The following is a 25696-nucleotide window of genomic DNA, read 5'->3' as shown; positions in this document are numbered from 1 at the left end:
ATTTAGAAAAATATCCCACGGCTACGTAGGTAACTCGCCTTAGATTGTATCGTAATGTGTTTTATTTATGTTTAAAAACACTTTTTAAGTGTATTTTTTAATGTAAACAACTTTAAGTTGTGTATCTATGAGCTACTAGAAAATTCTAACTTACGGCTGAAAATCTTAATAAAATTCAAATTGTTTACTTGAGTTCAAGGAACAATTTTCAATATTTGAAGTTAGATGAACAAAATGCTCGTGCCTAACGAGGTCACGTCCTTCACGGAACACAAAACGCCTTTGAATTGTACATTCACGCGCTTGTTTTAAAGAGACATCTCTCAACGCACCCGAACCCATTTCGCGACGTCATCCCATGAATGGTATACCGGTAAAGCCATTGCGTCCCCAATCTTTACGCTTATGAAGAAGCGAGCCGATATCATCATACACTTTGCCATCCTAATGTTATGATAGCCCTTGACACTAGAGAAGATTCATAAGAGACATTTTTACTCTTTTCTTGTATAGTTTTTATACACATGTTCATCCCGCTTGTGATGTGCTAGGCGAATAATTTTGATTGATTCAACATAAACAGATTTGAAATGAGAGAATCCTATGATACTCGGGACTCTCATTCAACATGCATAGAAATGAATTATTATTATAAATTCAGTATGTTGCCTTTAAAAGAGAGAGTATAAAGACATTCCTACTATTTGAGAAAGTCCCTATACTCTCGAAAAGACATAGCCGGGCGTTATCTGTTTAAGCTTGCAAAACAATTACATTTGTAAAATTAATCAGCCGTGTACACACATATTTAGAAACTATAGCGTAATCCTAAAATACCTTGAAGAGCATTCTTAATCTTATGTCCTTTTAGATAATGTGCTTCCGCATAAAGTGTTAGTTTATCATTGACCGTACCGTTTAAACCAATTCCCAATTTACCCGCACTGCCTGATAAATCTGTAATAAATTTATACTGCTTATTAATTGTCGTATAATTATTATTTATATTCTCACGCAACCAAGCTGCCATAATGTAAGCTGTTAATGAAGTTTCTGAATTCACAAAAAATTCATGTCCTGCAGTCAATCCAACTTCACTGCGGAATGAATTTAATGGGCTTAGATCACCTATCATTTCATTGGAAAGTTTTATTCTTTTACCTTCAACCTGCAAACCTGTTAGCTTGATATAAGGCTGCATCCAAGTATTCTGTGCCGGTTCAAAATAACAGCCAATCTCAAATGACCCACCTATCGCCCACTGATTGTAATGACTTTGAATAGCTAAACCATTCGTTGAGATGGCTTTTAAATTATCTCGGTAATAATTATATTTCAAAACACCATCCATATACCATCCACGATGATCAAAATAAGTTGCGTAAGTTCCAATGCTATAAGAGCTCAAATCACTATCACCACCTCGTGCATGAGAAACACGTGCTTGATCATAACTCCCAAAACCACCAACATACAACTCTCCATGCCTTAATTCACTCAACTGATCAGCACCAAAGACTAAACCTGTCTGCCCAAGCTTAAAGTGTGTATGGCCTGTCGCAACACGTTCTCTGCTCTTAATCCCATAAGTCCATAGTTCGATATCTTTCTTATTTCTGTCCCAAATTTTTCTACCATTCCGTACAACTTGCAACTCATTATTAAAAATAAGTCCAGGGACTACGGACAACGTTAACACTGCATCTGTAGAGGGGGTTGTTGATGTTTCACCAGGAAAAAAAGGATCTGTCGGATCTGGCATAGAAGGCTCTGGTCCACTGAGGCGGTCTGCCGATAAAAACCAAACTTTCCCATTTTCATCCTTTCTTTCTTTCAAATCATACATATAAGTTCCACCATCAATGGCGTTAATTTTGTCACCCTTAAGATCTGTCAGCGTAAAATGCGCACCACCACTTTGATCCGTAATTAAATCACGCTTATTTGAAAAAGGATCCGTGATTTCAACTCCAGAATCAGCAACACTTATTGTATGTTTCCCAGCGCCTTTCTCAACCAAGAGATAATCACCACGGTTATGGGCAATCGTAGTATTGAACGCGAAATGTAAATTTCCTGAAAGATTATTCACATGAAGCTGAGAATAATATGGATCAGAACCTGTAAACGAAAAAATAACACTCCCTTCACCACTTAATTTTTGTATCAAAGAACTTTTTCCATCAAACTCATCAGTAACAGAGTACAGTTTTGTATCTTTTCCATTTAAAATAATATCTTCTACTGTGGTGCGTTGTTGATCATTCCCAGCATAAAGATGGATCTGCCCAGAATGGTTTACCTGTGTCTTGCCTTCTAATGTTGCTCCAGCATGCACCCATGATTTTGTTTGATCATTCATTGTTAGATTCTTTACAGATCCATCAGTATATATTTCCTGAATAGCACTCTCATTTAAAGTGACTCCAATAGCCTGACCGCCTTTTAAGATACGTTGTTTACCACCACCAAAAACTTCTGTGTCAAATGCAAAACCACCATTTTTTGCACTTTGAGACTTTTTTCCAACCTCTTGGACACCGCCTCGCATAACTTTCGTATTCCAAACTTTTCCGCCATCATATACTTTTTGTTGGCCTAGTGTTTCATCTTGACCATAAATGACAGTATGAGAAGCACTACTCCCTTTAATCTCTCCTCCAATATCCCCCTCGCCGAAAACAAGCTGCTCACCACCATAAATTTTAGTCCCTTCTACTTTTCCTCCATTTCCAACACTTTGGTGTCCGCCTTCTTCAACAACAGCATTTTTCGAAAAACCTTGTTTTCCCTTCAAAGCCTGAACATTTTCAATTCCACCATGTTCAATTTTACTATTCTCACTGAGTCCTCCTGCATACACATAAAGCTCTGCACCATTCCTTACAGTGTTATTAATGGATCGCCCTGGACTATCAATCTCACCATCATTTGAAATGTATGCTTTACCTTCATTATCAAGGATATAATTTTCTAAAATTGCCCCATCTTTAATGGAGATAAGTTCAGGCTTTTTAAGAAACGCAGTATTTTGTTCTTGTGCATTATATCCAGCATTGTCACGATGACTACTGTCAAGTTCCTGTTGACTCGCAAACACTCTAGCACCCTTATCCATGATAAAATCGCTAGGCTTTTTCAAAAAGTCTAATTCATTGCGCGTTCTTACCATGGCATCATTAGAGGCTCCAAGTATGCATCTGCCTGTTTTCATATCCTCATTGTATTGATCTTGAAATACTTTATCATTTTCATAACTTGAAGATTGACAAAAAAGTGCTGGTCCCCCCTCATTTGCAGCAGCAGCTTGCACAAAACAGCTGCTCAACATGAGTATCCAACAATGTCGTTTCCATTTATATTGTAGAGCCATATCCTCCCCCCTTCACGCCTGCATAGACACTAAACGTAATTAGCTCTACAAAATATATTTTCAACCTTAGATTGCAACAATCCTTCTTAAAAATCATCCTTATCTCATAAAAAACCGCTCTTTATAGTTTTTAAATACTTTTTTGATCAAGAATATAAGAGCGCTCTTATAGTGCTTCTTTAGCATTTTCTCGGAGTTTTCTTATCAAAGATAAAAAGTAATGCATAATCAAGTATATAAGGGTATACAGTTTATCATGAACAACGAAGCTGCATGCTCTGAAAAATTGTTCTCTGAACCTTTAATTAAAGACCTTTAAAAACAATCATATATTTAAAGATAACTAAAAAATAACCATATATTTAGAAACTATAGCTTACACCTATAATTCCCTGAAGGGACTGTTTTGTTTTACGCCCTTTAATATAATGGGCCTCACCATATAACTTTAACTTCTCACTCACTAAACTGCTTAAACCTATTCCTAATTTACCTGCATTCCCTGATAAGTCCGTGGTAAAGGAATGCCGTTGATTAATTAACGTTTGATTGTCATCTTTATTCTCACGTAACCATGCTGCTGTAATATACGCAAGCGATGAGGAATCCATGTGAGAACCAAATTCATATCCTAAAGATAAGCCAACCTCACTGCGTAATGAAGTGAATGGACGCATGTCACCTGTCATGTCATTCGATAACTTGATTTCTTTACCCTCAACTTGCAACCATATAAATTGTCCATAAGGCTGCAACCAACTGTTCTTTGACGTCTGAAGTCGATAACCTGCTTCAAAGGAGGCGCCCACCGCCCATTGCCTATAACTTCCTTCAATCCCTAAACCATTCGTTGAAACTGCCTTTAGAGTATTTTGATAATGATTATATTTTAAAATACCATCGAGATACCATCCACTATGATCCAAATAAGTGACATAAGCGCCAATACCATAAGTATTGATACCACTGATACCCCCCCGTGCATGCGCAACACGGACACGATCATAACTGCCAAAACCACCTATATAAAATTCTCCATTTTCCCACTCGCTTAAACCATTGATCCCTAAAACAATACCTGTCTGATCTAACTTAAAATCTATATGCTCTGTCGCAATACTCTCTTTAGATTTAATCGCATAGGTCCATAAAGCTGCATTCTTTTTACTTTTATCTAGAATTCCTCTTCCCGCACGCACTGTTTGCATTTCGTTGTGAAACACCATCGCTGGAGCTACAGACATAGACAATACCGCATCTGTAGAGGGCGTGGTCAAAAAGTGAGAAACTGAAAGCGTCTCACTCAATTGTGGAGAAGGTTGTTCTTTATGAACTGGACGCACAATCATCTGATCGGCTAAAGAGTGAGAAGATTCTGAAACAGCAGTTTGTTGCTCTTCAGCAGAAAGAGGATGAGAACTGGCTGGACCTGAGACTTCAATAACGTGACTTCCAAGAGAGGAAACAGTTGAAGAAACAAAAGCTGGAGATCTTTGACTCAAGTTTTGGCGGTTTTTTCTTCGACGTGGCAATTTAATAGCATGCTCTTGTGATGCTGCAATCGTTGAAAGAGAAGAAACTGATTGATTTTGATTTAAATGCCGCACAGATCGGCTTCTACTACGTGGTAAACTGTTGAGAAATGAAACATTATCAATAAATACTGCAGATAAATACCAAACTTTTTCACCCCCATCCTCATCAATTCTCTGTTTTAAACCATACGTATAGGTTCCGCCATCAATAGTTTTAACATTTGCACCAGAAAAGCTTCTCAGGGTAAAATGTGCGCCACCACTTTGATCAAAAATTAAATCAAGTCCTGCTGAAGAAGGATCAACAATTTCAATACCAGAATCTACGACACTTATTGTATGAAAACCACTCCCATTCTCAATAAAGAGGTAATCACCTTTTTCTTCTGCAAGGCTAACATTAAAGTTAAAATGTAGACTCCCTGCTAGATTATCAATGTAAAGCTGAGAGTAATATAAATCATCTTCAAAAGAGGTAAAAATGACTTTTCCTACACCGCTTAACTGCTGAATGCGTGTACTTTTGTCGTCAAACCCACGAGCAACGGAGTATAATTGAGCGTCTTCTCCATTTAATTCAATGTTTTCTACTATAGTTTGTTGACCATCGTCTCCAGCATCAAGATGGAGCCCACCAAAATCCTGAACTTTTATTTCTCCTCCTAATATTGCACCAGGAGAAATCCATGAATTAGCATTACCTTCAATCGTTAGATTCTTTACAATTCCACCTGCATAGACTTCTTGAACACCACCAGTGCGTAAAATGACTGTATTTGCTTCACCTCCTGCTAAAACACGCTGCACACCCTCTGAAAAGATTTCAGCATTTACAGCTAAACCGCCGGCTTTTTCTGCAAAGTTATCATCATTAGGAAACCACTTAGCAAGAGTTTGTACTCCTCCACTCATCACTTTTGTTCCCACAGCCATCCCATCATCATATACATTCTGCTGTCCCGGCGTATCACCTTGACCATAAAGTGTCGTGTTATAAGCACTGCTCCCCACAATTCCACCATTTACATAACCATTTCCGAAAACAAGCTGCTCCCCACCATAAATTTCAACTCTCAATGCAGAGCCTCCCCCCTCCACTTTTTGTTTTCCACCCTCGTAAATAATCGTAGATTCTGAGACCCCCTGTTCCCCTACAATCTCAGTACCACCATTTTCAATGGTTGTATTTTTACTGAAACCACCAGCTTCAACATAAAGTCTTCCTGATCCCTGAATTGTATTATTAATAGACTTCTTAAGAACACCTTGCTCTCCATCATCAGAGACATAAACTACGTTATCATCACCGAGCAAAGAGCTTTGTAGAATTCCTCCTCCTTCCCCAATGCTGTAATGAATTACATCAGAGATACTAAAATCTTTTGACGATGTCATATTTTCTTCTTTTTCAGGAAGCTTATCTATAGGCGACTCCACATGAGGTGAAGGAATTACAGGAGCAGAAGTTATTTGTGATGTAGCCAAAGACCAAGTCTTTCCCCCATTATCATCTTTTGTCTTTAAGCCATACATGTAGGCTCCACCATCAATCGTACTCGTCTCTTCACCAGAAAAATCTGTCAGAGTAAAATGCGCATTTCCGCTTTGAACATGAATTAAATCAAGCTCCAAAACTAAATTCTGATCTTGTAGAGGAGAATTGGTCATTTCAACACCAGAATCGATAACACTTATGGTGTGATTACCTGATCCTTGTTTTATCAGAAGATAATCACCGCGCTGTTCTGCAAAATTAGTATGCAACCTAAAATGTAAACTCCCTGAAAGATCATTGATCTCAAGTTTAGAGTAATGTGGATTAAACACGGTAGAAGTAAAAATAACACGACCATTCCCACTCAGATTCTCAATCAAAGAACTTTCACCATCTATATTAGAGGCAATCGCGTACAATTTTGTATCTCTGCCATTTAAGACAATTTTTTCTACTTCAGTACGAGATCGCTCAGCACCAGCATAAAGATAAATCCGTCCAGAATCATGAATCATAGTGCTTCCTTCTAATGTTGCACCAAAATGTAACCACGATTGTGCTTGATCTCTAATTATTAAATCCTTTACATAGCCTCCTAAATCTATTGCTTGGAAAGCATTCCCTTGTAAAAGAACGCCAATCGCGATTCCCCCCGCTAAAATGTGTTGCTCTCCACCAGAAAAGACCTTCGTATCAAAGGCAAAACTGCTATAATCGTTTAGATCCTCTTCTCCATAAAGATTTTGTATCCCTCCTTCCATGATCTGTGTGTTAAAAACCTCTCCATCATCATACACATTCTGATATCCTCGCACTCCATTTTTACCAGAAACGATAGTGTCATAGGCACTGCTTCTTACCATCTCACCTTTGATATCAGACTTTCCTGAAACAAACTGCTCACCACCGTAAATTTTAGCCCCTTCAGCTTTTCCCCCCTCTTTAACCTTTTGTTGCCCACCTTTATGAACAATAGTATCCTGTGAAAGACCCTGTGTTTTAATAAGCTCAGTGCCACCTCTTTGAATTGTCGTATACAAGCTAAAACCACCGCTATAAACGGAAAGCTTTCCACCATCTTTAACTGTATTACTAATTGAAGTTTCTCCATTGCTATCAACTTCCTTGCTACTCGTGTCAAAGCTAGGATCTGCAATAGAAACAGTTGTTCCTTGATCAATTGTGAGTTCTGTAAGTAAATCACTTGATGAACCAGTATATGGTTTCAATACACTATCAAAAACTTGAGAAGTTGTCTCATCAATGGTGTGGTTTGCATCTAAGTACCAAACTTTACCAGTACCCTTATTGTTTCTATGTTTCAAACTGTACCGATAGGTTCCGGCATCAACAGTTCCGATTTTTTCACCAAAAGTGTTTGTCAGAGTAAAATGGGCATTTCCGCTGCGATCAGTAATTAATTTAAGCTTTTTGTAAGAAGAATTTGTAATTTCACGCCCAGAATCAGCCACACTTATTGTGTGAGAACCAGAGCCCTTTTTTTTAATCACAAGATAATTACTACGATGCTTGGCAAAGTTGACATTAAAATCAAAATGTAAAGAACCTGATAGATCATTAATATTAAGTTGAGAATAGAGCTTATTCGTCCCTAAAGACGTAAAAATAACTCTGCCACTTCCTTTTAAATTCTTAACATTAATCTCAGGTTTTTTGCCGTTATCTTCAGACGCAATAATGTATAGTTTGCTATCTTCTCCATTTAAATTAAGATTTTCTACTTCCGTAACAGCTTCACCATTCCCAGCATAAAGATAAAGACTACCAAAATCATGAACATTTGTATTTTCACCTAATATCGCACCAGCAAAACCCCATGACCTTGCTTGATGATTAATAGTTAGATTATCCGCATATCCAGAATCATATATATTCTGAATAGCTCTATCGTATAAAGTAACTTCACTCGCATTCCCTCCTGCAAAGATATTCTGCATACCATTTTTAAAAAGTTCGCTACTCAGTGCAAAAGCCCCCTCATTAATTGTAAAATCTTCATCTTCTGTATCGGCTGTATCAGCATCTTCTGAGAAGCCGTTATGAAAATCCTCTTCACCATCAAGATTCTGGACACCGCCTCTCATAATCTTTGTGTCAACAGCCATCCCCCCACTATAGACACTTTGTAGTCCTAGTATTCCATCTTCAGCATAAATTTCGGTGTTATAAGCACTACTTGCCTTATCTTTACGCAACAAACCAGATCCAAGACTTCCCTTACCAAAAATAATCTGCTCGCCACCATAAATTTTAGTACCTTCTGCATTTGCACCACTCTCAACAATTTGTGTACCACCTTTTTTAACAGTAGCATATTCTGAAATGCTCAAGTTTTGGACAAACTCAATCCCACCATGCTCAATTGTCGTATCCCTGCTAACACTTGCTGCATCAATGTAAAGTTCCCCCCCCCTCCTGAACCGTATTATTGATAGAATATCCAGCGTCTTCATAATTAAAGCTATTTACTTTTTTACCAGAGTCCTCAGAATCACGGTCAGTAATATAAACGGCAATATCATCATAAATTATTGAATTTGTGAGTACTTCAAAGAATAGGTTTTCTAATCTCTTCCTCCCCTCTTCTGAAGGATTACTTCCTTCTGCTCTCTGTTTATTCTCTATCCTTTTTGATCCCCCCTTTTTTTCTTTTAATCCCCTTACTTCCGATAACAACTTTCTTGTCTCTTCTAGATGTTCACTGATACTTACTGGTGTTAATAACTTTTCTCTTGGTGTAGCTACTCCATCTGCACTCGCAATCTTGACAAAAAAACCACTGGTCATTAGTGCATAAAAACTTAATTTCAATTTGCGTTGCATTCTTTACACTCCATAATTTCAAATTTAAATTCTCCCATTTAGAAAAAAGTGCATAGACCAAAACAACACAACATAATTGCTCAACCTCATGTCTTTTAAGATAGCAAATCATTCGATGGATTAAGCTCTGATAGACGAAATATACACCTTGTGTTTTAAAATGCATGCACAACTAAAAGATTTAATTTATTTTAGATACACTTTAAAAGTGTTGCAATTGCATCCATAAAAAATATTTTTAATATTTTGAGACACTAAATACTGATCTACGAATAAGATTGATCCCTTAATAGATAAAAATGGCATTAAACTTTAAAGGAAACAGCAATGTGAATGAGAGCTGCGTTTATAGCCACCTATTGCCATCTTCTACAGCATTTAAAGCAGCGTCTTTATTTTATTCATTTTGGATAATATATAGAACACTTATTCATACTCATCAGTCCATAATCATTGTTCTAATATATAACGAAGTGTCATAATATTGACTCGACACTGATTTGAAATTTCTATACTTATAGTCAGTTAACTCGTTATTTGATTTGTCATATACTGAAAGGGACATTCTATTCATGTCTATAAACTCAGAAATGAAAGCTACAAGCAACAGAAACTCCCCTCGTCGAATTTTATTTGCAAGCCTTATTGGACCAACAATTGAATTCTTCGATTTCTATGTCTTTGGCACTGCCGCAGCTCTTATATTCCCTCATGTGTTTTTTCCAACACAAAATGATCAGACTGCCATTTTACAATCTTTCCTAATATTTGGAGCAGCCTTTTTTGCCCGCCCTTTTGGATCAGTTGTTTTTGGACATTTTGGGGATAAAATTGGAAGAAAAGCAACACTTATTGCTTCTCTTCTCACAATGGGTCTTTCAACAGTCATTATTGGTTTTCTTCCTACTTATGAAATAGCAGGGTGGTTTGCCCCTTTCCTCTTAACCTTGTGCCGTATTGGACAGGGAATGGGATTAGGAGGAGAATGGGGAGGCGCTGTTTTACTCGCAACAGAAAATGCCCCTCCAGAAAAGCGCGGCTGGTATGCGATGTTCCCCCAATTAGGCGTTTCAATAGGTTTGTTTTTATCTATTGCTGTTTATTTAGCTCTGTTGCATTTCCTTGATCGTGCGGAACTTTTAGCTTGGGGATGGCGTATTCCTTTTATTGCTTCAGTTGTTTTTATGATTATAGGATTATGGGTCCGTCTTTCAATTAATGAAACTGTTCAATTCAAAAAAACTCTTGAAAGTAAAGAACATGTCAAAGTTCCTATCATAGATGTCTTTTTAAAATGTCCACGAATCCTATTTCTTGGAGTATTTTCTGGTATGGCAACTTTTGTTTTGTTTTACTTGGTTACTACATATTTGTTAAGCTATTCAACAAACCATCTGCAATTGCCATTTCATCAAGCTCTTCAAATCGAAATTGTCGGTGCTATTTTTTGTGGGATTTTTACTGTCATCACTGGAAAACTCGCTGACCGTATTAGACGTAGAACTTTGATGATTTGGATTACGATCATCACCGGTATTTATTCTTTCGCAATTCCTTATTTCTTAAATTCTGGAGTTATAGGAGTCCTTGCAATGTCTGTTATTGGTTTGTCTCTCATGGGAATGATATACAGTCCTCTTGGTGCTGTTTTGGCTTCACCATACCCAACAGCAATCCGATATACCGGTTCTTCTATCACTTTCAATTTATCTGCTATCATAGGAGCATCTCTCGCGCCTTATATTGCAGAATATCTGGTGCAACATTTCGATACATCTTATATCGGTTATTATTTGCTTCTTGCTTCTTTTATTTCACTGATTTGCTTCGTCGGATTTACAGATGATGAAATATCCAACTAAAATATAATAACGAAGAATAAAATAAGGACTGGCGGCAAAAATGCTGCCAGTTTTGTTTTTAAAGACAGGGGTTGAGGTATTTTCCACCACAATATTCCCGCAAACAATGCACTCAAAAAGAAAAATAAAAAATCTGCAATATTACTCATATAAGCAACAGCAAACATTTTTGATAAGATATGCGTTGTCCCCAACCACGACACGCAAAAGAAGGACAACATCACAGCCCATAAAATAAGCAAAATTCGATCAATAATCATCATCATGGCGTTTCGTTTTTTTAATTATAGGCCATATCTTTAGCATGCCTAAAAGAAAAATCACAATAAAAACCCAACGCCCTCCCCCTGAACCTTCCGTAATAAAAAGTGCTGGATTTACTATTCCCAGCAATCCTATAAAAATCAGAGCAATAGATACGAGACGCATTAAACCTGTTTTTCCCAGCGACTATCTTCAGTCTGTTGCCAATACGTTAAATTATGATTTTCCATTTTATATTTTTTCCACTGTGCACGAACGAGATTCAACTGCTCTTCACTTCTACCATCAAATATCACGACAAGCCGTTGATAAGCATCAATATCCGAACAAACAGCTCCCTCTATGAGAAAACGAACCTTTGAATCATTCGGATTTTCTTGTCCTGTCGTCAGAAATACAGGCTGAAAGTTTGAATATTGATCACACTCCGTTCCATGTCCAATAAATGATTCATCAGCATAAACCCATAAATGTATATCTATAGAATCGCGTTGTTCTTTACTCACACATTGTATTGTTACTTTACCAAAACGAGCCAATGCACGCTCCACAAGCGTCGGCAAAATATCCTTCAGCGTTGACTGCGTCAAATGATAGAATAAAATATCCAATCTCTTAAGCCTTCATCATTCTTTATAAAAAAGCTAACATCTTTTTAAAAAAACTTCTATATCTCTAATACAAAGGAAACGGTTCAAGATATAAACCCTCTTTTTTGATGGAGATGCATCATCTTTTTGCACGTGTCTTTAAAAGACAATAATTTTTATTTTCAACGTTAATAAAAAAGTTTTTTAAGTTATTTTCTAGATTCTTTGTAGACTATAGTTGAAAATAAAATATAATGTACGGAAAATTTAAAGAGGACCTCATAGGCAATTTTATATTATTTATTTGGTAAAAATATCCAATTCATGAAAGGATATTTTTTCAAACTTTATTACATTTTAACCGAAAGCAGTAAAAATATTTGCTATCGAATTAAAGACTGAGGATTTTCCCCAATTTATGCGTATTATTGAGTTCTACATCCTGAAACGTGTCCTTGTTTTGTTTAGTTCTGTCATGATTGCAGCAGTGGGCGTTAGTTGGACTATACAAATTCTTGCACGGATAAACTTTCTCACAACAAGTAAACAAACACTCCTCACAGTCTTACAATTTTCACTTTCATTGGTTCCTTCTGTTATTTTTCTTGTCATTCCATTTGCATTAGTGATCGCAGTTACAACCATCCTCTCAGCAATGCATCAAGACTCAGAATTTGCTGTCATCAATGCCTCTGGTTTTCCTAAAAGTACTGTTTGGAAACCTATCCTTCTTCTTGCTATTGTTGCATCCTGTATCTCCTTTTCTATAGCTAATTTTGTTGTTCCTCAAGCGCGTCTTCATATGCGACAAATGCTAGCAAGCGCTCATTTTGATCTTATTAATCTATTCATTAGTGAAGGGAGCTTTCAAAAACTCGCCAATAACCTTTACATAGAAATTGGCGAACGAAATCCAAACGGAACACTTGAACGCCTTTTCATTGCCGACCAGCGTGATCCTAAGACTGATCTTTTTTATTATGCAACAGACGCATCCATTGTGAGCAATAAAAACGGCAGTTTTCTGGTTCTCAATAACGGTGAAATAGAAAGAGTCAATCATCAAAATAACAGTGTTTCAATCGTGCAATTTAGCTCATATACTTTTAGCCTAGGAGAGTTTATCCCCAGTGATAAAACACCTACTCTTTATCCAAAAGATCGGTCTCTTTCTTATTTACAAAACCCTGACCCAAAAGATCCCTACTATCAACGAAAACCACTCCAATATAAAGCTGAATTTCACCGCAGATTAACACAATGGCTCTACCCTATTGTTTTTTCACTTATTGCATTAGCAGCGGCAGGGGATGTACGCTCCCATCGACAAGCTCGTCATTCCGCAAATCTCTCGGCAATTGCCCTTTCTTTTCTGGTGTATTGGATAGGATATTTTTTCGCAGAAAAATCAAAAAGCGATCTTGCATACGTTCCTCTCCTTTATATTATACCCATAGGAACAAGTGCATTTGTCTTTTTTATGCTTTTAACGAATCATAAAATTGGGCTTCCCACAAAAGTTAATGAGATACTTCAAATCGCTTTTCAAAAAATAATGAACAAATTTGAACAGCGAAAATCTCAAGATTCCTCGGATAAAATATCATGATTGGGTGGACACTTGGACGATATTTTTTTATACGGTATCTTAAAATAACTTGTTATTTCTGGGGAAGCATTTTTGTTCTTGCTCTTTTAATCGATTTCACAGAGAATTCCGGTAGGCTATCTTCCCTTCCGCATTATACAGCAAAAGATGCATTTTTCCTCTCTGCTTTACGCATCCCTTTTATCATGCAACAACTTATCCCTTTCATTGCACTCTTTTCTGCAATGGCAACGCTTATCTCGCTCAACAAAAAACTTGAACTTGTAGTGACTCGTTCAATCGGTGTTTCTGCATGGCAATTTCTTATGCCAGCTTGTTTTGGAGCTTTTCTTTTGGGATTATTTTCAATTCTTCTCATTAATCCACTTGCTGCATGGGGATTTTCTCAAGCAGAAAAAAAGATGACTGAATGGCGCAATCACAATGTACTAACACCTCTTCACAATACAAGTATCCACTGGTTAACACAACGTACAAATTTAGGCAGAACAACCATTGGTGCCAAATCTATCACCGATCAAGGACTTTCTCTTCTCGATGCAACCTTTGTACAATACAATGACAACGCAACCGTCAAAAATTGGATTAACGCCCCAAAAGCAACCTTGACTAATGGATTTTGGCTATTAACAAATGGAACAATCTATAAAATAGGGCATCCTCCTGAAAAATTTACCGTGTTGCAAATAAAAACCAATCTAAAACCTGAATTTTTAACGGAACGTTTAGTGAATCCCGCAACTATTCCATTTTACCAATTGCCAAAAAAAATTATGATTGCACGTTCATTTGGCTATTCTGCTAATAATTTTGATATGTATTTTCAATCTTTGATTGCATTACCGGCATTGCTTGTGGCAATGACCCTCATTGCAGCAACTGTATCTTTAAATTTTACACGTTTTGGGCAATCTAGAATGTTGATTCTTGGTGGCGTAATAGCTGGGTTTATGCTTTATGTTATTTCCGTACTTGTTCAAGCTTTTGGTAATGCTGGATATATTCCACCAATTATTGCAGCTTGGACACCCGTTGTTATTGCGTTATTCTTAGGAATCTCTTTTTTACTTCATAAAGAGGATGGCTAAGTGAAAGCATTAACACTTAAAAAAACTATTTTAACAAAATTAAGTGCTCTCGCTTTTAAAAGTGTTATAGGGGTTATTTTAGGAAGTGCTTTGTCTTATTGTGCGCATGCTCAAAGCCTTCTATCTCCTTCTCAAAGTCGCATTCAAAATCCGGAACCTCCTCTTTTGCTCTCTGCGGATGAACTCATCTACAATCGTGATGAAAACACTGTTTCTGCACACGGTAATGTTCAAATCGAATATGATGGCAATAAAGTTGTCGCTCAAAAAATTATTTACAATCAAAAAACAGGACGGCTTATAGCACAAGGGAACGTTGAAATTACTCAAAAGGATGGTAATAAAATTTATTCCAACCAAATTGATATGACCAAAGATCTTGGCGAGGGTTTTGTAAACGCCTTACGTATTGATACAGCCAACAATGTTCACTTTTCAGCCCAAAATGCTACACGCAAACACAACCACATAACAGTCTTTGAAAATGCAACCTATACAGCCTGTGAACCTTGCTCTTATAAACCTGATCGAGACGTCCTATGGAAAATTAAAGCAAGAAAGATCATATGGAATAATAGCATCAAAAAAATTCGGTTTGAAAATAGCAGTTTTGAAGTTTTTGGTGTACCGATTATAAAATTTCCAAATTTTGAGATCTATGATCCAACTGTTAGGCGTGCTAGCGGTCTGCTTACTCCTCATTTTTTTTATACTGATTATCTCGGTATGGGGATAAAGAATTCTTATTTCTGGAATCTCGCCCCCCATTATGATTTTACCCTTTCTTCTACGGTTTATACCCAACAAGGGCTTTTAACCGAAGGGGAATGGCGTCAGCGTTTAAAAACGGGACGTTATAATATTCGCTTTGCTCATATATATCAAATGAAACCGCATAGATTTGATAATGATACGATTGATGCCCAACATAAAAACCGTTATATGCTGGCGACAAAGGGGGATTTTCGTATTAATTCACACTGGACTTATGGATGGGATATTCTTGCACAATCAGATCGGCATTTTAGTCGTGCCTATAAACTTGAAAACTATAACAATCCTATACAACTTTCTCAGATCTATCTGAATGGTCTTGCAGGAAAAAATTATTTTGATATGCGTTTTTATCATTTTAAAGTTCAAGATTCAATATTGAATGATCCTCATTATGAACGTCACTCTCGGCAAGCGTGGGTCTTACCACGCATCGATTATTTTTTCACACCAGATGAACCCATTTATAATGGAGAGCTTACCTTCCATAGTAATATGCAATCAGTTTATCGTCGCCATGCTGACTTCAGTTCACCCGACCAGAACGGAAACCCTCTCAACACAGTAAAACTTTCTGGTATGGCTGGAAATAGTTTGCGTTTAACAAACGAGCTTCAGTGGAAAAAGCGCTTCAACACGCACAACGGACTCATCTTAACCCCTCTTCTCTCTCTACGAGCTGATATCATTACAACCAATGCAAGAGAAAATCACACAGATTCTATAGAAAACAATGCCTTATCCGCAATTCATGGTTCAGCAATTCGTGGCATGGCAACAGCAGGGTTGGAACTACGCTATCCCTTCCTCATTACAGCTGATCATTCTACACATATTATAGAACCAACTGCACAAATTTTTATACGCAATAATGAACAATATATTGGACAAATTCCTAATGAAGATGCTCAAAGCTTTGTCTTTGATGCAACCACTCTCTTTCAACGAGACAAATTTTCTGGTTATGATCGTGTAGAAGGTGGTACAAGAGCCAATATAGGTATAAGATATTCTGGAAGCCTTAATGATAATTGGTCTCTTTATGGTCTCATTGGACAATCCTTTCATCTAGCAGGAAAGAATTCTTTTGCAGAAAAGGACTTTATCAATGTCGGTACTCATTCTAGCTTAGAGGCAAAACGTTCAGACTATGTTGCAATGTTTGGTACAACCCATAAAAGTGGTTTTTCCTTAGAAACGCGTGGACGCTTTGACAAAAAAACAGGAAAAATCCGCCGTAGTGAAATCGAAGCATCACAAAAATGGCAAAATTTTTGGGCAGCTCTACAATATGCCTATATCGCAAAGCAACCAGATTATGAATATTCTCAAGAGCGCCAAGAAATTTCTTTTCAAACAGGACTTAAATTGGCAGATTATTGGTCCATTAATAGCAACGCCGGTTATGATTTAGTATCTGGTACATTTATAAAGCGAGGAATTAGCTTGAGTTATATGGATGAATGTTTCGGGTTAACATTCGGTTATCAACAGGTAACGAATCCAGGCAGGAAAGCACCCTTGCAAAACTTTAATTTCTCTCTTTCATTGCGTACGATTGCAGATATCGGAAAAAAGATAGATTAATTTATAAAGGGAATGTATCAGTCATTTAACTTATCATTGTTTTTATGAAAGAAAGCGTGTATTTTAAGTTGTTGATGAGAATTAATAAACAATGCGAAAGCCTATTTACATGAATAAATTGAAAAAGCGTTTTCTTGCTTTATTTTATATTGCGTCTTTGAGCGTAAGTAGCCTGTTAATAAATGGATTTTTGATTCCGACAGTCTTTGCGCAGACTTCTATTGTTGTTACAGTTAATGGCAACCCCATCACAAATTATGATATACAAAGACGCCTTGCTTTTCTCAGATTACAACAAAAGCAAGGCAATTTGGTGGCACAGGCTAAAAAAGAGCTTATTGACGAAAAGCTAAAAAATATTGAAATAAAACGTCTTAATATTGAAGTAAGCAATGATGAAGTTGATAGAGCTTTTGAGAATTTTGCGACACAAAATAATATGACGATTGATCAGCTCAACCAGATTCTGATCCAAACTGAGATCACAGTGCAACACTTTAAAGATTACATCCGTGGACAAATAGGATGGGGGCGTCTTGTTAGCGCACGCTATCAAGCTGAAACAGGTATGATTAGCGAACAAGAAGCTGTACGCAGAATATTAAAAAATGGTGGTGTAAAACCTTCAACCAACGAATATACATTACAGCGAATTGTTTTTGTCATTCCTGCACATCGTCGTTCAGAGATCTTTGAAAGACGTCAAAGAGAAGCAAGTAATTTTCGCGCACATTTCCGTGGATGTGCCAATGCTCACAATCAAGCAAGAGGTATTTTAGACGTTACTATCCGCCACTTAGGAAAGTTTCTGGAGCCACAACTTCCTAATGCATGGGAAAAAGCTATTCTTGAAACGCCTGCTGGAAAAATGACAAAATTACAAGAGACATCTGATGGAATTGAAGCAATTGCTGTCTGCAAAATAAAAAGAGTTTCTGATGATTATGTCGCTCGACTGATATTTTCTCTTCAAGATAGTAAAAAAAGAAGCCCGCAAAAACTTGAAGAATTAAGCGACAAATATTTAGGAGAACTGCGGCGAGTGGCACGCATTCAAAATTCATAATGGCTGCTCTTATTGTTAGTGGTGGTGATCCTGCCGGTATTGGTCCTGAAATAGTATTAAAAGCGTGGAATTTGCGTGTTACGCGCCAAATTCCGCCTTTTGTACTTCTTGCTGATCCAGATGTTATTCGTTCGCGCGCTCGTTTTTTACAGATTGATGTTGAGGTGCAATCTGTTTTAATCAATAATCCTGCAAAAAATTTTCAAAACGCTCTTCCTATCATCCCGTTAAAAAACAAACAAAGTGATCAATTAGGTATACCTTCATCGAATAATGCCGCTGGAATTATTGAAGCAATTAAACGCTGTGTTCAATTGATTCAAAATGGCCATGCATGTGCACTTATCACTTGTCCTATTGCAAAAAAGAATCTTTATGATGCCGGTTTTCAATTTCCAGGTCATACAGAATTTTTAGCTGATTTAGCCCATAAAGCTTTTCATAAATACTATCATCCAGTTATGATGTTAGCAGGACCTCGATTAAAAACAGTACCAATAACTGTTCATATTCCATTTAAAAATGTTCCTTCACAGCTTACCCGTGATTTAATTATTCAAACTGTACTTATTACTGAATGTGACTTAAAAACACGGTTTAAAATAACGTCACCCCGACTAGCTGTTGCTGGTCTTAATCCTCATGCTGGAGAAGGAGGTGCAATGGGCAAAGAAGATATTGAAGTTATCACTCCTGCTATTGAATATCTTAAAAAGAAAGGACTCAATATTGCAGGCCCGCTACCTGCCGACACAATGTTCCATGAATGTGCAAGAAAGGCATATGACGTTGCCATTTGTATGTATCATGATCAAGCCCTTATCCCTGTTAAGACATTAGACTTTGACAGCACTGTTAATGTCACGTTAGGTCTACCTTTTATTCGCACGTCTCCAGATCACGGAACTGCTTTTGACATTGCTGATAAAGGGATAGCCTCTCCCGAAAGCTTTATTGCTGCTCTTAAACTTGCAAATCAACTTGCAAAAAATAGTTTAATACCATGCCAATAGATAATCTCCCTCCTCTGCGTGAGGTCATTGATATATATGGATTACAAGCGCATAAATCTTTGGGGCAGAATTTTCTTTTTGATCTTAATTTAACATCTAAAATTGCTCATCAAGCAGGCAATATAGAAGGAAAACCTGTTCTTGAAATTGGTCCTGGTCCTGGAGGTCTCACACGTGCCTTGCTAGCAAAGGGTGCCATTGTAACAGCAATAGAACGCGATGAGCGCTGCATACCGGCTCTCTTAGAAATAGAAAAACACTACCCTAAAAAATTAAAAGTTATTTGTAATGATGCACTAAAGCAAGACTTCTCAAAACTCTTTGAAACAAGCCCAGAAAAACCTCGTATTATTGCAAATCTTCCCTATAATATTGGGACAAAACTCTTATTAAATTGGCTTTTGACTGAACCATGGCCTCCTTTTTATGAATCAATGACATTGATGTTTCAACGTGAAGTTGCCAAACGGATTACAGCTAAACCTCAATCTACTCATTATGGACGTCTTAGTGTCTTAACTGGCTGGCGTACTACTGCTAAAATTGCTTTCGATGTACCCCCTCAAGCCTTCATACCAATACCTAAAGTAACGTCTTCCGTTGTTCATATTATTCCACGAACACAACCTCTTGCCTGCTCTGCACAAAAACTAAGCCTTGTCACAAAAACCGCCTTTGGGCAAAGACGAAAAATGCTTCGTCAAAATCTCAAAACACTTGGAGGTGAAGTGCTATTAGAAAAAGCTGGAATTGATGGAATGCGCCGTGCTGAAACGCTCTCGGTTTCTGAATTTGTAACTTTAGCGCATCTAGTGCTCTAAAAAATGCACTTTGTGTTATGAAACCTTTTTTAATCACAACATTTATCGATTTTTTCAGCAATAAGCCCATCAACAAAAGAGCCAAGATAAGAACAACGCTCACGTTTTACGGTTTCAGCTAAATAAATTGATTTAATAAAAGATAAAGACTGATCTAAATCTTCGTTAATCACAACATAATCATAAGAACGCCAATGCTTTAACTCCGTTCGTGCATTTTCCAATCGCAAATTGATGATATCTTGACTATCTTCTGCTCGACGATGTAAACGCGAAACAAGCTCTTTCATTGATGGTGGAAGGATAAAAACAGATACAGTGTCTCCTAGCATCTTTTTTTGCAGCTGCTCGGTACCTTGATAATCAATATCAAATAACATATCATGGCCAGCATTCAATGCGTTTTCAACAGTTTCACGCAAAGTGCCATAATAATTTCCGTGAACTTCTGCCCATTCAATAAATTCATCTCTATCACGCTTATATTCAAACTCTTCCTTTGAAATAAAGTGATAATGTAGCCCATCTACTTCACTAGGACGCCTTTTCCTTGTGGTCATACTTACGGAAAGCTCTAATTGTCCATCTTTTAGAAGTAATCGAGAAATTGTTGATTTACCAGCACCTGAAGGTGAAGAGAGAATAAATAAAAAACCGCGGCGTTGATTTATTTTTATAGCACTCAATTTACTTTCAAAGACTGTCATTACATCACTCTACTTTGTTCATAAATGTTTCTCCAAAATTTGAATTATACATTATCTCAACCTCTCCCCTAATCAATGTGTTTTCTTAGCAATTCTCAATGTTATTTTGCTCTTTTTTGAGATAAGGTATTAGCAGTATATTCACTTCTTTCTTAAATATTTTTATCCATACGCCAATCCCACTTGTGACAGACAAGAAAATGATTTTTTATCATTCTCATAAAAAGTTTAAATAGAAAAATTTTACTATATTTGGGATTCTCATTTACGATGCAAAAGATGTGTTATCACTATAAATTCAATGTTTTGCCTTTAATTCTCGCCACTTGCGAACATTCATATTATGTTCCTCTAAAGTTCGAGAAAAAACATGCCCTCCTGAACCATCAGCAACAAAATAAAGTGCATCACTGCTTGGTGGATGTGCCACCGCTTTTAAAGAATCCCGACCTGGATTTGCAATAGCCGTTGGGGGCAAACCATTAATTTTATAAGTATTATATGGTGTTTCCTTCTCAAGATCTGAACGATAAATTGCACGACCGGATGGTTTTCCTTTTCCTCCGAAGAGACCATAAATTACTGTTGGATCCGATTGAAGACGCATATGCTTTGTAAGGCGGTTATAAAATACCGCAGCAACCATTGGTCTTTCTGCTGCAATTCCCGTTTCTTTCTCAACAATTGAGGCTAATATAACAAACTCATCAATTGATTTAATGGGTAAATCAGGTGAACGCGTAGCCCATATAGCATGAATTAATTTTGTCTGTCCTTCACGCAACCTGTTTACAATCTCTTTACGCGTTGTTCCCCGAATAAAACGAACAGTATCCGTCATTAAATAACCTTCTGGAGGTAAAATTTTTGGAAGGTCTCCAATCAAAATTTCATTCGCAGCTAATCGATCGAAAACTTGCTGAACCGTTAAACCTTCAGGTACTGTAAATGTATACTCTATAGATTTTCCTTTCACAAGAATATCCATAATATCCTGCATCGAAGCATGAGCTGGAATTAAATATTCACCAGCCTTCAGATGCGTTGTTTTTTGGTGATAACCAACCCCATAAACAAAAATATCTGATGATCGAATGAAACCACGTTTTTCTAGCAATGAAGCAATTTCACGAATTCCGGTACCAGGATGGATAAGAACAATTTGTTCTTCCTCAATTTTTCCCTTTTCTTCAAAAATACTTTTTCCAATATAAAGAGGAATACTTATGGCAAAAAGAATAATCACAATCAGCATAAGAAAAAAATGACCGAGAATGACCAACGGATTACGGACGATAGATGATTTCTTTCGTTTTTTATGTATTAACATGTCATAACTATCTGCTAAATGATTCGAAGAGGAATCACTTACGTCCTTTAATGATTTCCATTTTTCACATCGGACATAACCCCTCAATAGCGATTAAGGATAATATTATAATTTCTCATTCACCTTATAATAAAATAGAAAACTCAAAAGCAAAAATTAAATAAAAATACTTATTATCCCCTAAAACGTCGCATCACCAACGATGCATTTGTCCCACCAAATCCAAAAGAATTAGAAAGAATCGTATCAATCTTTCGTTCACGCGGTTTGTGTGGTACAAGATCGATTTTCGTTTCAATCGATGGATTGTCAAGATTAAGTGTCGCTGGGGCTATATTATCCCGTATAGCTAAAATAGAAAAAATAGCCTCAGCAGCACCGGCTGCACCAAGTAAATGCCCGATAGATGATTTCGTTGATGACATAGAAACTTGTGGTGCATAACTCCCTAAAACACGCTCAACAGCCGCTAGCTCTATGGAATCAGCCATCGTAGATGTACCATGAGCATTAATATAATCAAGTTCACTCACATTCACTTGTGCACGCTTAAGAGCAGCTATCATACTACGCTGAGCCCCTTCACCACTTTCTGAAGGCGCTGTAATGTGGTAAGCGTCACCAGATAAACCATAGCCAATAACCTCAGCATAAATACGCGCTCCTCGTTTTTTGGCATGTTCCAGCTCTTCTAAAACAACAACTGCCGCTCCTTCTCCCATCACAAAACCATCACGATCAGTATCATAAGGACGTGACGCCCGTTCAGGATCATCATTGCGACAAGTAGAAAGAGCTCTACAAGCTGCAAAACCTGCAAGAGATATCCGATTTATCGGAGATTCAGCCCCCCCTGCCACCATGACATCTGCATCACCAAACATAATCAAACGTGCCGCATCACCAATCGCATGCGCCCCTGTTGAACAAGCCGTTACAACAGAATGATTAGGCCCCCGTAAACCATATTGAATAGACACATAACCAGAAGCAAGATTAATCAAACGACCTGGAATAAAAAAAGGAGAAACACGACGTGGGCCCTTATCACGAAGCGTATAACCAGCTTCAACAATACCCTCAACTCCCCCAATTCCCGAACCAATTAACACACCTGTACAAATCTGATCTTCATCACTCTTAGGAAACCATTCGGCATCTGCAAGCGCTTGGTTAGCAGCAGCCATTGCATAAACAATAAATGCATCAACTTTACGTTGCTCTTTAGGTTCCATATACAAATCAGCATTATAAGTCCCCTCTGCTCCATCCCCTAAGGGGATACGCGCAGCAATCTGGCATGGCAAATCTGACACATCAAACTCTGTGATACGTCGGACACCACTTCTTCCTTCAAGAAGTCGTTTCCAACTATATTCAGTATTACCAGCTAATGGAGATACCAACCCTAAACCAGTAACAACAACACGTCTCATAACTTCTAACCTTGAACTAAACTTCACCTCTCAAAGCTCTCTTTTCAAAAGAGCTCCGAAGAATATAGGCAAAAGCAATTCATGCCTTTGCCCTTTAGTAATCACGCAGAAGCTTTATCAATGAACTTGACTGCATCGCCAACTGTGAAAATCGTTTCAGCAGCTTCATCTGGAATTTCTACCCCAAACTCTTCTTCAAAAGCCATAACGAGTTCAACCGTATCAAGGCTATCAGCCCCTAGATCATCGATAAAGCTTGCATTTTCTACAACTTTATCAGCATTAACCCCAAGATGTTCCACGATAATTTTCTTAACGCGCTCTACTGTATCACTCATGTTGAAATCCTCGAATTTATATTTTCCTATAATTTGGTTAACTATATCGGTTCATCTAATCAAGCAATAGATGCATTACTTTAAAAGATTTTAGTAATGATTTAAAACATCCTGTGGATATCCCCTACAAAATGAACCAATCTGACATTCCGACATCAATTGATCAACGACCATATTAAAGAAATAGATGCATCTATCCATTTCAATCGTTACTATCTAAAATAATACAACTCATAAATCAATGTGGAATAAAATAAATACTCAAATCATTGCCATTCCACCATTGATATGGAGTGTTTGACCTGTCGTATAGGCTGCTTCATCGCTTGCTAAATAAACAGCAGCAGCGGCTATTTCTTGCCCACTTCCCATACGCTTCATCGGAATCGCAGCCATAATGGCTTCTTTTTGCTTTTCATTAAGCTTGTCTGTCATTGCGGATTTAATAAATCCTGGAGCAATACAATTGACAGTGATGTTTCGCGAAGCAATTTCTTGTGCCAATGCTTTAGAAAAACCTATCAAGCCTGCTTTTGCAGCACAATAATTCGTTTGTCCAGGGTTTCCCACAACACCAACAACAGATGTAATGTTAATAATCCTTCCATAACGGCGGCGCATCATAGAATGTATTAATTCACGCGTCAAAAGAGAAGCAGCTGTTAGGTTAACTTCTAAAACATCATCCCAGTCTTTATCTTGCATACGCACAAAAAGACCATCCCTAGTGATTCCCGCATTGTTAACCAAAATATCGACGCCATCCATTTCTCTTTCTGCAACTTCAGCCAATTGTTTAATCGATTGGCGTTCAGAAAGATTAGCGGGAAATACAAAAACATTCTGCCCTAATTCTGCCGCCACTTCTCTAAGCTTTTCTTCGCGTGTTCCATGAAGTCCAACAATGGCTCCTTGTGCATGAAAGCAGCGTGCAATTGCCTCACCAATTCCTCCCGAAGCCCCCGTTACAAGAGCTTTACGTCCTGTTAATCTAAACATCTTTTAACTCCTTATAGATTAAACGCCGAGCATACCTAGCGCTGATTCTATTTCATCAACTGTTCCAATGGTTACCCCCTTTATATCTTTGTTAATACGACGCGTTAAACCTGTTAATACTTTTCCAGAACCAACTTCAAAAAGCGTATCAACTCCATTAGCAGCGATCCATTCTATTGTTTCACGCCATCGCACCCTCCCAGTCACTTGTTGGACAAGAAGAGTAGTAATACGCTCTGGATTGCTCTCAGGTGCAACAGAAACATTGGCAATCAAAGGAACAATAGGGGACATTTTGTTAACAGTCAAAAGTGCTTTCTTCATGGCATCAGCAGCAGGTTGCATTAAAGATGAATGAAAAGGTGCAGAAACAGGAAGAAGAAGTGCACGTTTTGCACCTTTTGTTGATGCAATCTCTACCGCTGCCTCAACTGCTTTTGCTTTACCGGAAATAACAATTTGCCCACCACCATTATCATTAGCAATCTGACATAATCCTTCTCCAGAAACAGTTTCGCAAATTTCTTCCACAATGTGCTCTTCTAAACCAATTAATGCTGCCATAGAACCTTCACCAACCGCGACAGCAGCCTGCATAGCATTGCCACGAATACGCAAAAGTCTTGCCGTATCTGTGAGAGTAAATGTACCAGCAGCACAAAGAGCCGAGTATTCGCCTAAAGAATGACCAGCAACAAATCTTACCTTTTCTTCTATACGAAGCCCTAATTGTTTCATCACACGAATGACAGCCATAGATACAGCCATTAATGCCGGTTGTGCATTTGCTGTTAACGTTAAAACATCTGCTGGTCCTTCAAAAATGATCTTTGATAATTTCTCACCCAAAGCATCATCAACTTCCTCGAAAACCATCCGTGCGGCAATAAATTGCTCTGTAAGCGCCTTCCCCATACCAACAAGTTGACTCCCCTGCCCTGGAAAAATAAAAGCTGCACCCATTT

At 37.6% G+C, this 25696-nt stretch carries 18 protein-coding genes and 1 pseudogene; 7 read left to right on the top strand and 12 right to left on the bottom strand.

Annotation, left to right across the window (positions count from 1 at the left end):
• Positions 1–808 precede the first annotated feature (808 nt).
• From bafA (ACFILL_RS02120) to ACFILL_RS02110, 3 genes are all read right to left on the bottom strand, one after another.
• The gene (bafA, locus tag ACFILL_RS02120) at positions 809–3373 is read right to left on the bottom strand and encodes a BafA family autotransporter (RefSeq protein ID WP_375643092.1); all 2565 of its coding nucleotides are present in this window, start codon (positions 3371–3373) and stop codon (positions 809–811) included.
• 362 nt (positions 3374–3735) lie between these two features.
• Positions 3736–8877: a BafA family autotransporter gene (gene bafA, locus ACFILL_RS02115; protein WP_375681079.1), complete on the bottom strand. Its 5142-nt coding sequence runs from the start codon at positions 8875–8877 to the stop codon at positions 3736–3738.
• A complete protein-coding gene (locus ACFILL_RS02110; RefSeq protein WP_375643095.1) occupies positions 8816–9247 on the bottom strand; it encodes a hypothetical protein in 432 nt (143 codons plus the stop codon). The genes bafA (ACFILL_RS02115) and ACFILL_RS02110 overlap by 62 nt, the downstream gene beginning before the upstream one ends.
• 572 nt (positions 9248–9819) lie before the next feature.
• Here ACFILL_RS02110 and ACFILL_RS02105 point away from each other — a divergent pair.
• Positions 9820–11109 (top strand): MFS transporter, encoded by a 1290-nt coding sequence (locus ACFILL_RS02105; protein ID WP_273791063.1) that lies wholly within the window; start codon positions 9820–9822, stop codon positions 11107–11109.
• Here ACFILL_RS02105 and ACFILL_RS02100 read toward each other — a convergent pair.
• Genes ACFILL_RS02100 through ACFILL_RS02090 form a run of 3 tightly spaced genes read right to left on the bottom strand, consistent with a single transcriptional unit; the run spans position 11106 to position 11984 of the window.
• Positions 11106–11369 carry a hypothetical protein gene (locus ACFILL_RS02100; RefSeq protein ID WP_273791119.1) on the bottom strand — a complete coding sequence of 88 codons (264 nt, stop codon included), beginning with the start codon at positions 11367–11369 and terminating at the stop codon, positions 11106–11108. The two genes, ACFILL_RS02105 and ACFILL_RS02100, sit on opposite strands and share 4 nt — an antisense overlap.
• Complete coding sequence (locus tag ACFILL_RS02095) at positions 11359–11538, bottom strand: hypothetical protein (protein ID WP_375630745.1); 180 nt, start codon at positions 11536–11538, stop codon at positions 11359–11361. The genes ACFILL_RS02100 and ACFILL_RS02095 overlap by 11 nt, the downstream gene beginning before the upstream one ends.
• Positions 11538–11984: a DNA polymerase III subunit chi gene (locus ACFILL_RS02090; RefSeq protein ID WP_375637386.1), complete on the bottom strand. Its 447-nt coding sequence runs from the start codon at positions 11982–11984 to the stop codon at positions 11538–11540. Before ACFILL_RS02090 ends, ACFILL_RS02095 begins: the two co-directional genes overlap by 1 nt.
• A 397-nt stretch (positions 11985–12381) precedes the next feature.
• On the opposite strand from ACFILL_RS02090, the gene lptF reads away from it, so the two are divergent.
• From lptF to rsmA, 6 genes are all read left to right on the top strand, one after another.
• Entirely contained in the window at positions 12382–13572 is a 1191-nt protein-coding gene (lptF, locus tag ACFILL_RS02085; protein ID WP_273791066.1) for an LPS export ABC transporter permease LptF, read from the top strand.
• On the top strand, positions 13569–14660 hold the full coding sequence (lptG, locus tag ACFILL_RS02080) for an LPS export ABC transporter permease LptG (RefSeq protein ID WP_375612925.1): 1092 nt from the start codon (positions 13569–13571) through the stop codon (positions 14658–14660). The genes lptF and lptG overlap by 4 nt, the downstream gene beginning before the upstream one ends.
• Positions 14661–17021 carry an LPS-assembly protein LptD gene (locus ACFILL_RS02075; RefSeq protein WP_375643096.1) on the top strand — a complete coding sequence of 787 codons (2361 nt, stop codon included), beginning with the start codon at positions 14661–14663 and terminating at the stop codon, positions 17019–17021.
• Between the two features lie 109 nt (positions 17022–17130).
• A complete protein-coding gene (locus ACFILL_RS02070) occupies positions 17131–18087 on the top strand; it encodes a SurA N-terminal domain-containing protein (protein WP_375643098.1) in 957 nt (318 codons plus the stop codon).
• Entirely contained in the window at positions 18087–19100 is a 1014-nt protein-coding gene (gene pdxA, locus ACFILL_RS02065; protein WP_375630753.1) for a 4-hydroxythreonine-4-phosphate dehydrogenase PdxA, read from the top strand. Before ACFILL_RS02070 ends, pdxA begins: the two co-directional genes overlap by 1 nt.
• Entirely contained in the window at positions 19091–19921 is an 831-nt protein-coding gene (rsmA, locus tag ACFILL_RS02060) for a 16S rRNA (adenine(1518)-N(6)/adenine(1519)-N(6))-dimethyltransferase RsmA (protein WP_375630755.1), read from the top strand. The genes pdxA and rsmA overlap by 10 nt, the downstream gene beginning before the upstream one ends.
• Before the next feature lie 29 nt (positions 19922–19950).
• Here rsmA and gmk read toward each other — a convergent pair whose 3' ends face one another.
• From gmk to fabD, 6 genes and pseudogenes are all read right to left on the bottom strand, one after another.
• Positions 19951–20628, bottom strand: coding sequence for a guanylate kinase (gene gmk / locus ACFILL_RS02055; RefSeq protein ID WP_273791072.1), 678 nt, complete (start codon positions 20626–20628; stop codon positions 19951–19953).
• 298 nt (positions 20629–20926) lie between these two features.
• Positions 20927–22035: pseudogene (gene mltG / locus ACFILL_RS02050) on the bottom strand (endolytic transglycosylase MltG).
• 96 nt (positions 22036–22131) lie between these two features.
• Entirely contained in the window at positions 22132–23394 is a 1263-nt protein-coding gene (gene fabF / locus ACFILL_RS02045) for a beta-ketoacyl-ACP synthase II (protein ID WP_273791074.1), read from the bottom strand.
• 101 nt (positions 23395–23495) lie between these two features.
• Positions 23496–23732 (bottom strand): acyl carrier protein, encoded by a 237-nt coding sequence (locus ACFILL_RS02040; RefSeq protein WP_004860281.1) that lies wholly within the window; start codon positions 23730–23732, stop codon positions 23496–23498.
• A gap of 261 nt (positions 23733–23993) precedes the next feature.
• On the bottom strand, positions 23994–24731 hold the full coding sequence (gene fabG, locus ACFILL_RS02035) for a 3-oxoacyl-[acyl-carrier-protein] reductase (protein WP_273791075.1): 738 nt from the start codon (positions 24729–24731) through the stop codon (positions 23994–23996).
• A gap of 18 nt (positions 24732–24749) precedes the next feature.
• Entirely contained in the window at positions 24750–25694 is a 945-nt protein-coding gene (gene fabD / locus ACFILL_RS02030) for an ACP S-malonyltransferase (RefSeq protein ID WP_273791076.1), read from the bottom strand.
• Between the last annotated feature and the right edge of the window lie 2 nt (positions 25695–25696).

It is taken from the genome of Bartonella sp. AP20NXHL (assembly GCF_042196165.1).
Taxonomy (GTDB): domain Bacteria; phylum Pseudomonadota; class Alphaproteobacteria; order Rhizobiales; family Rhizobiaceae; genus Bartonella.
This window is presented reverse-complemented; position numbering and strand designations above follow the sequence as displayed.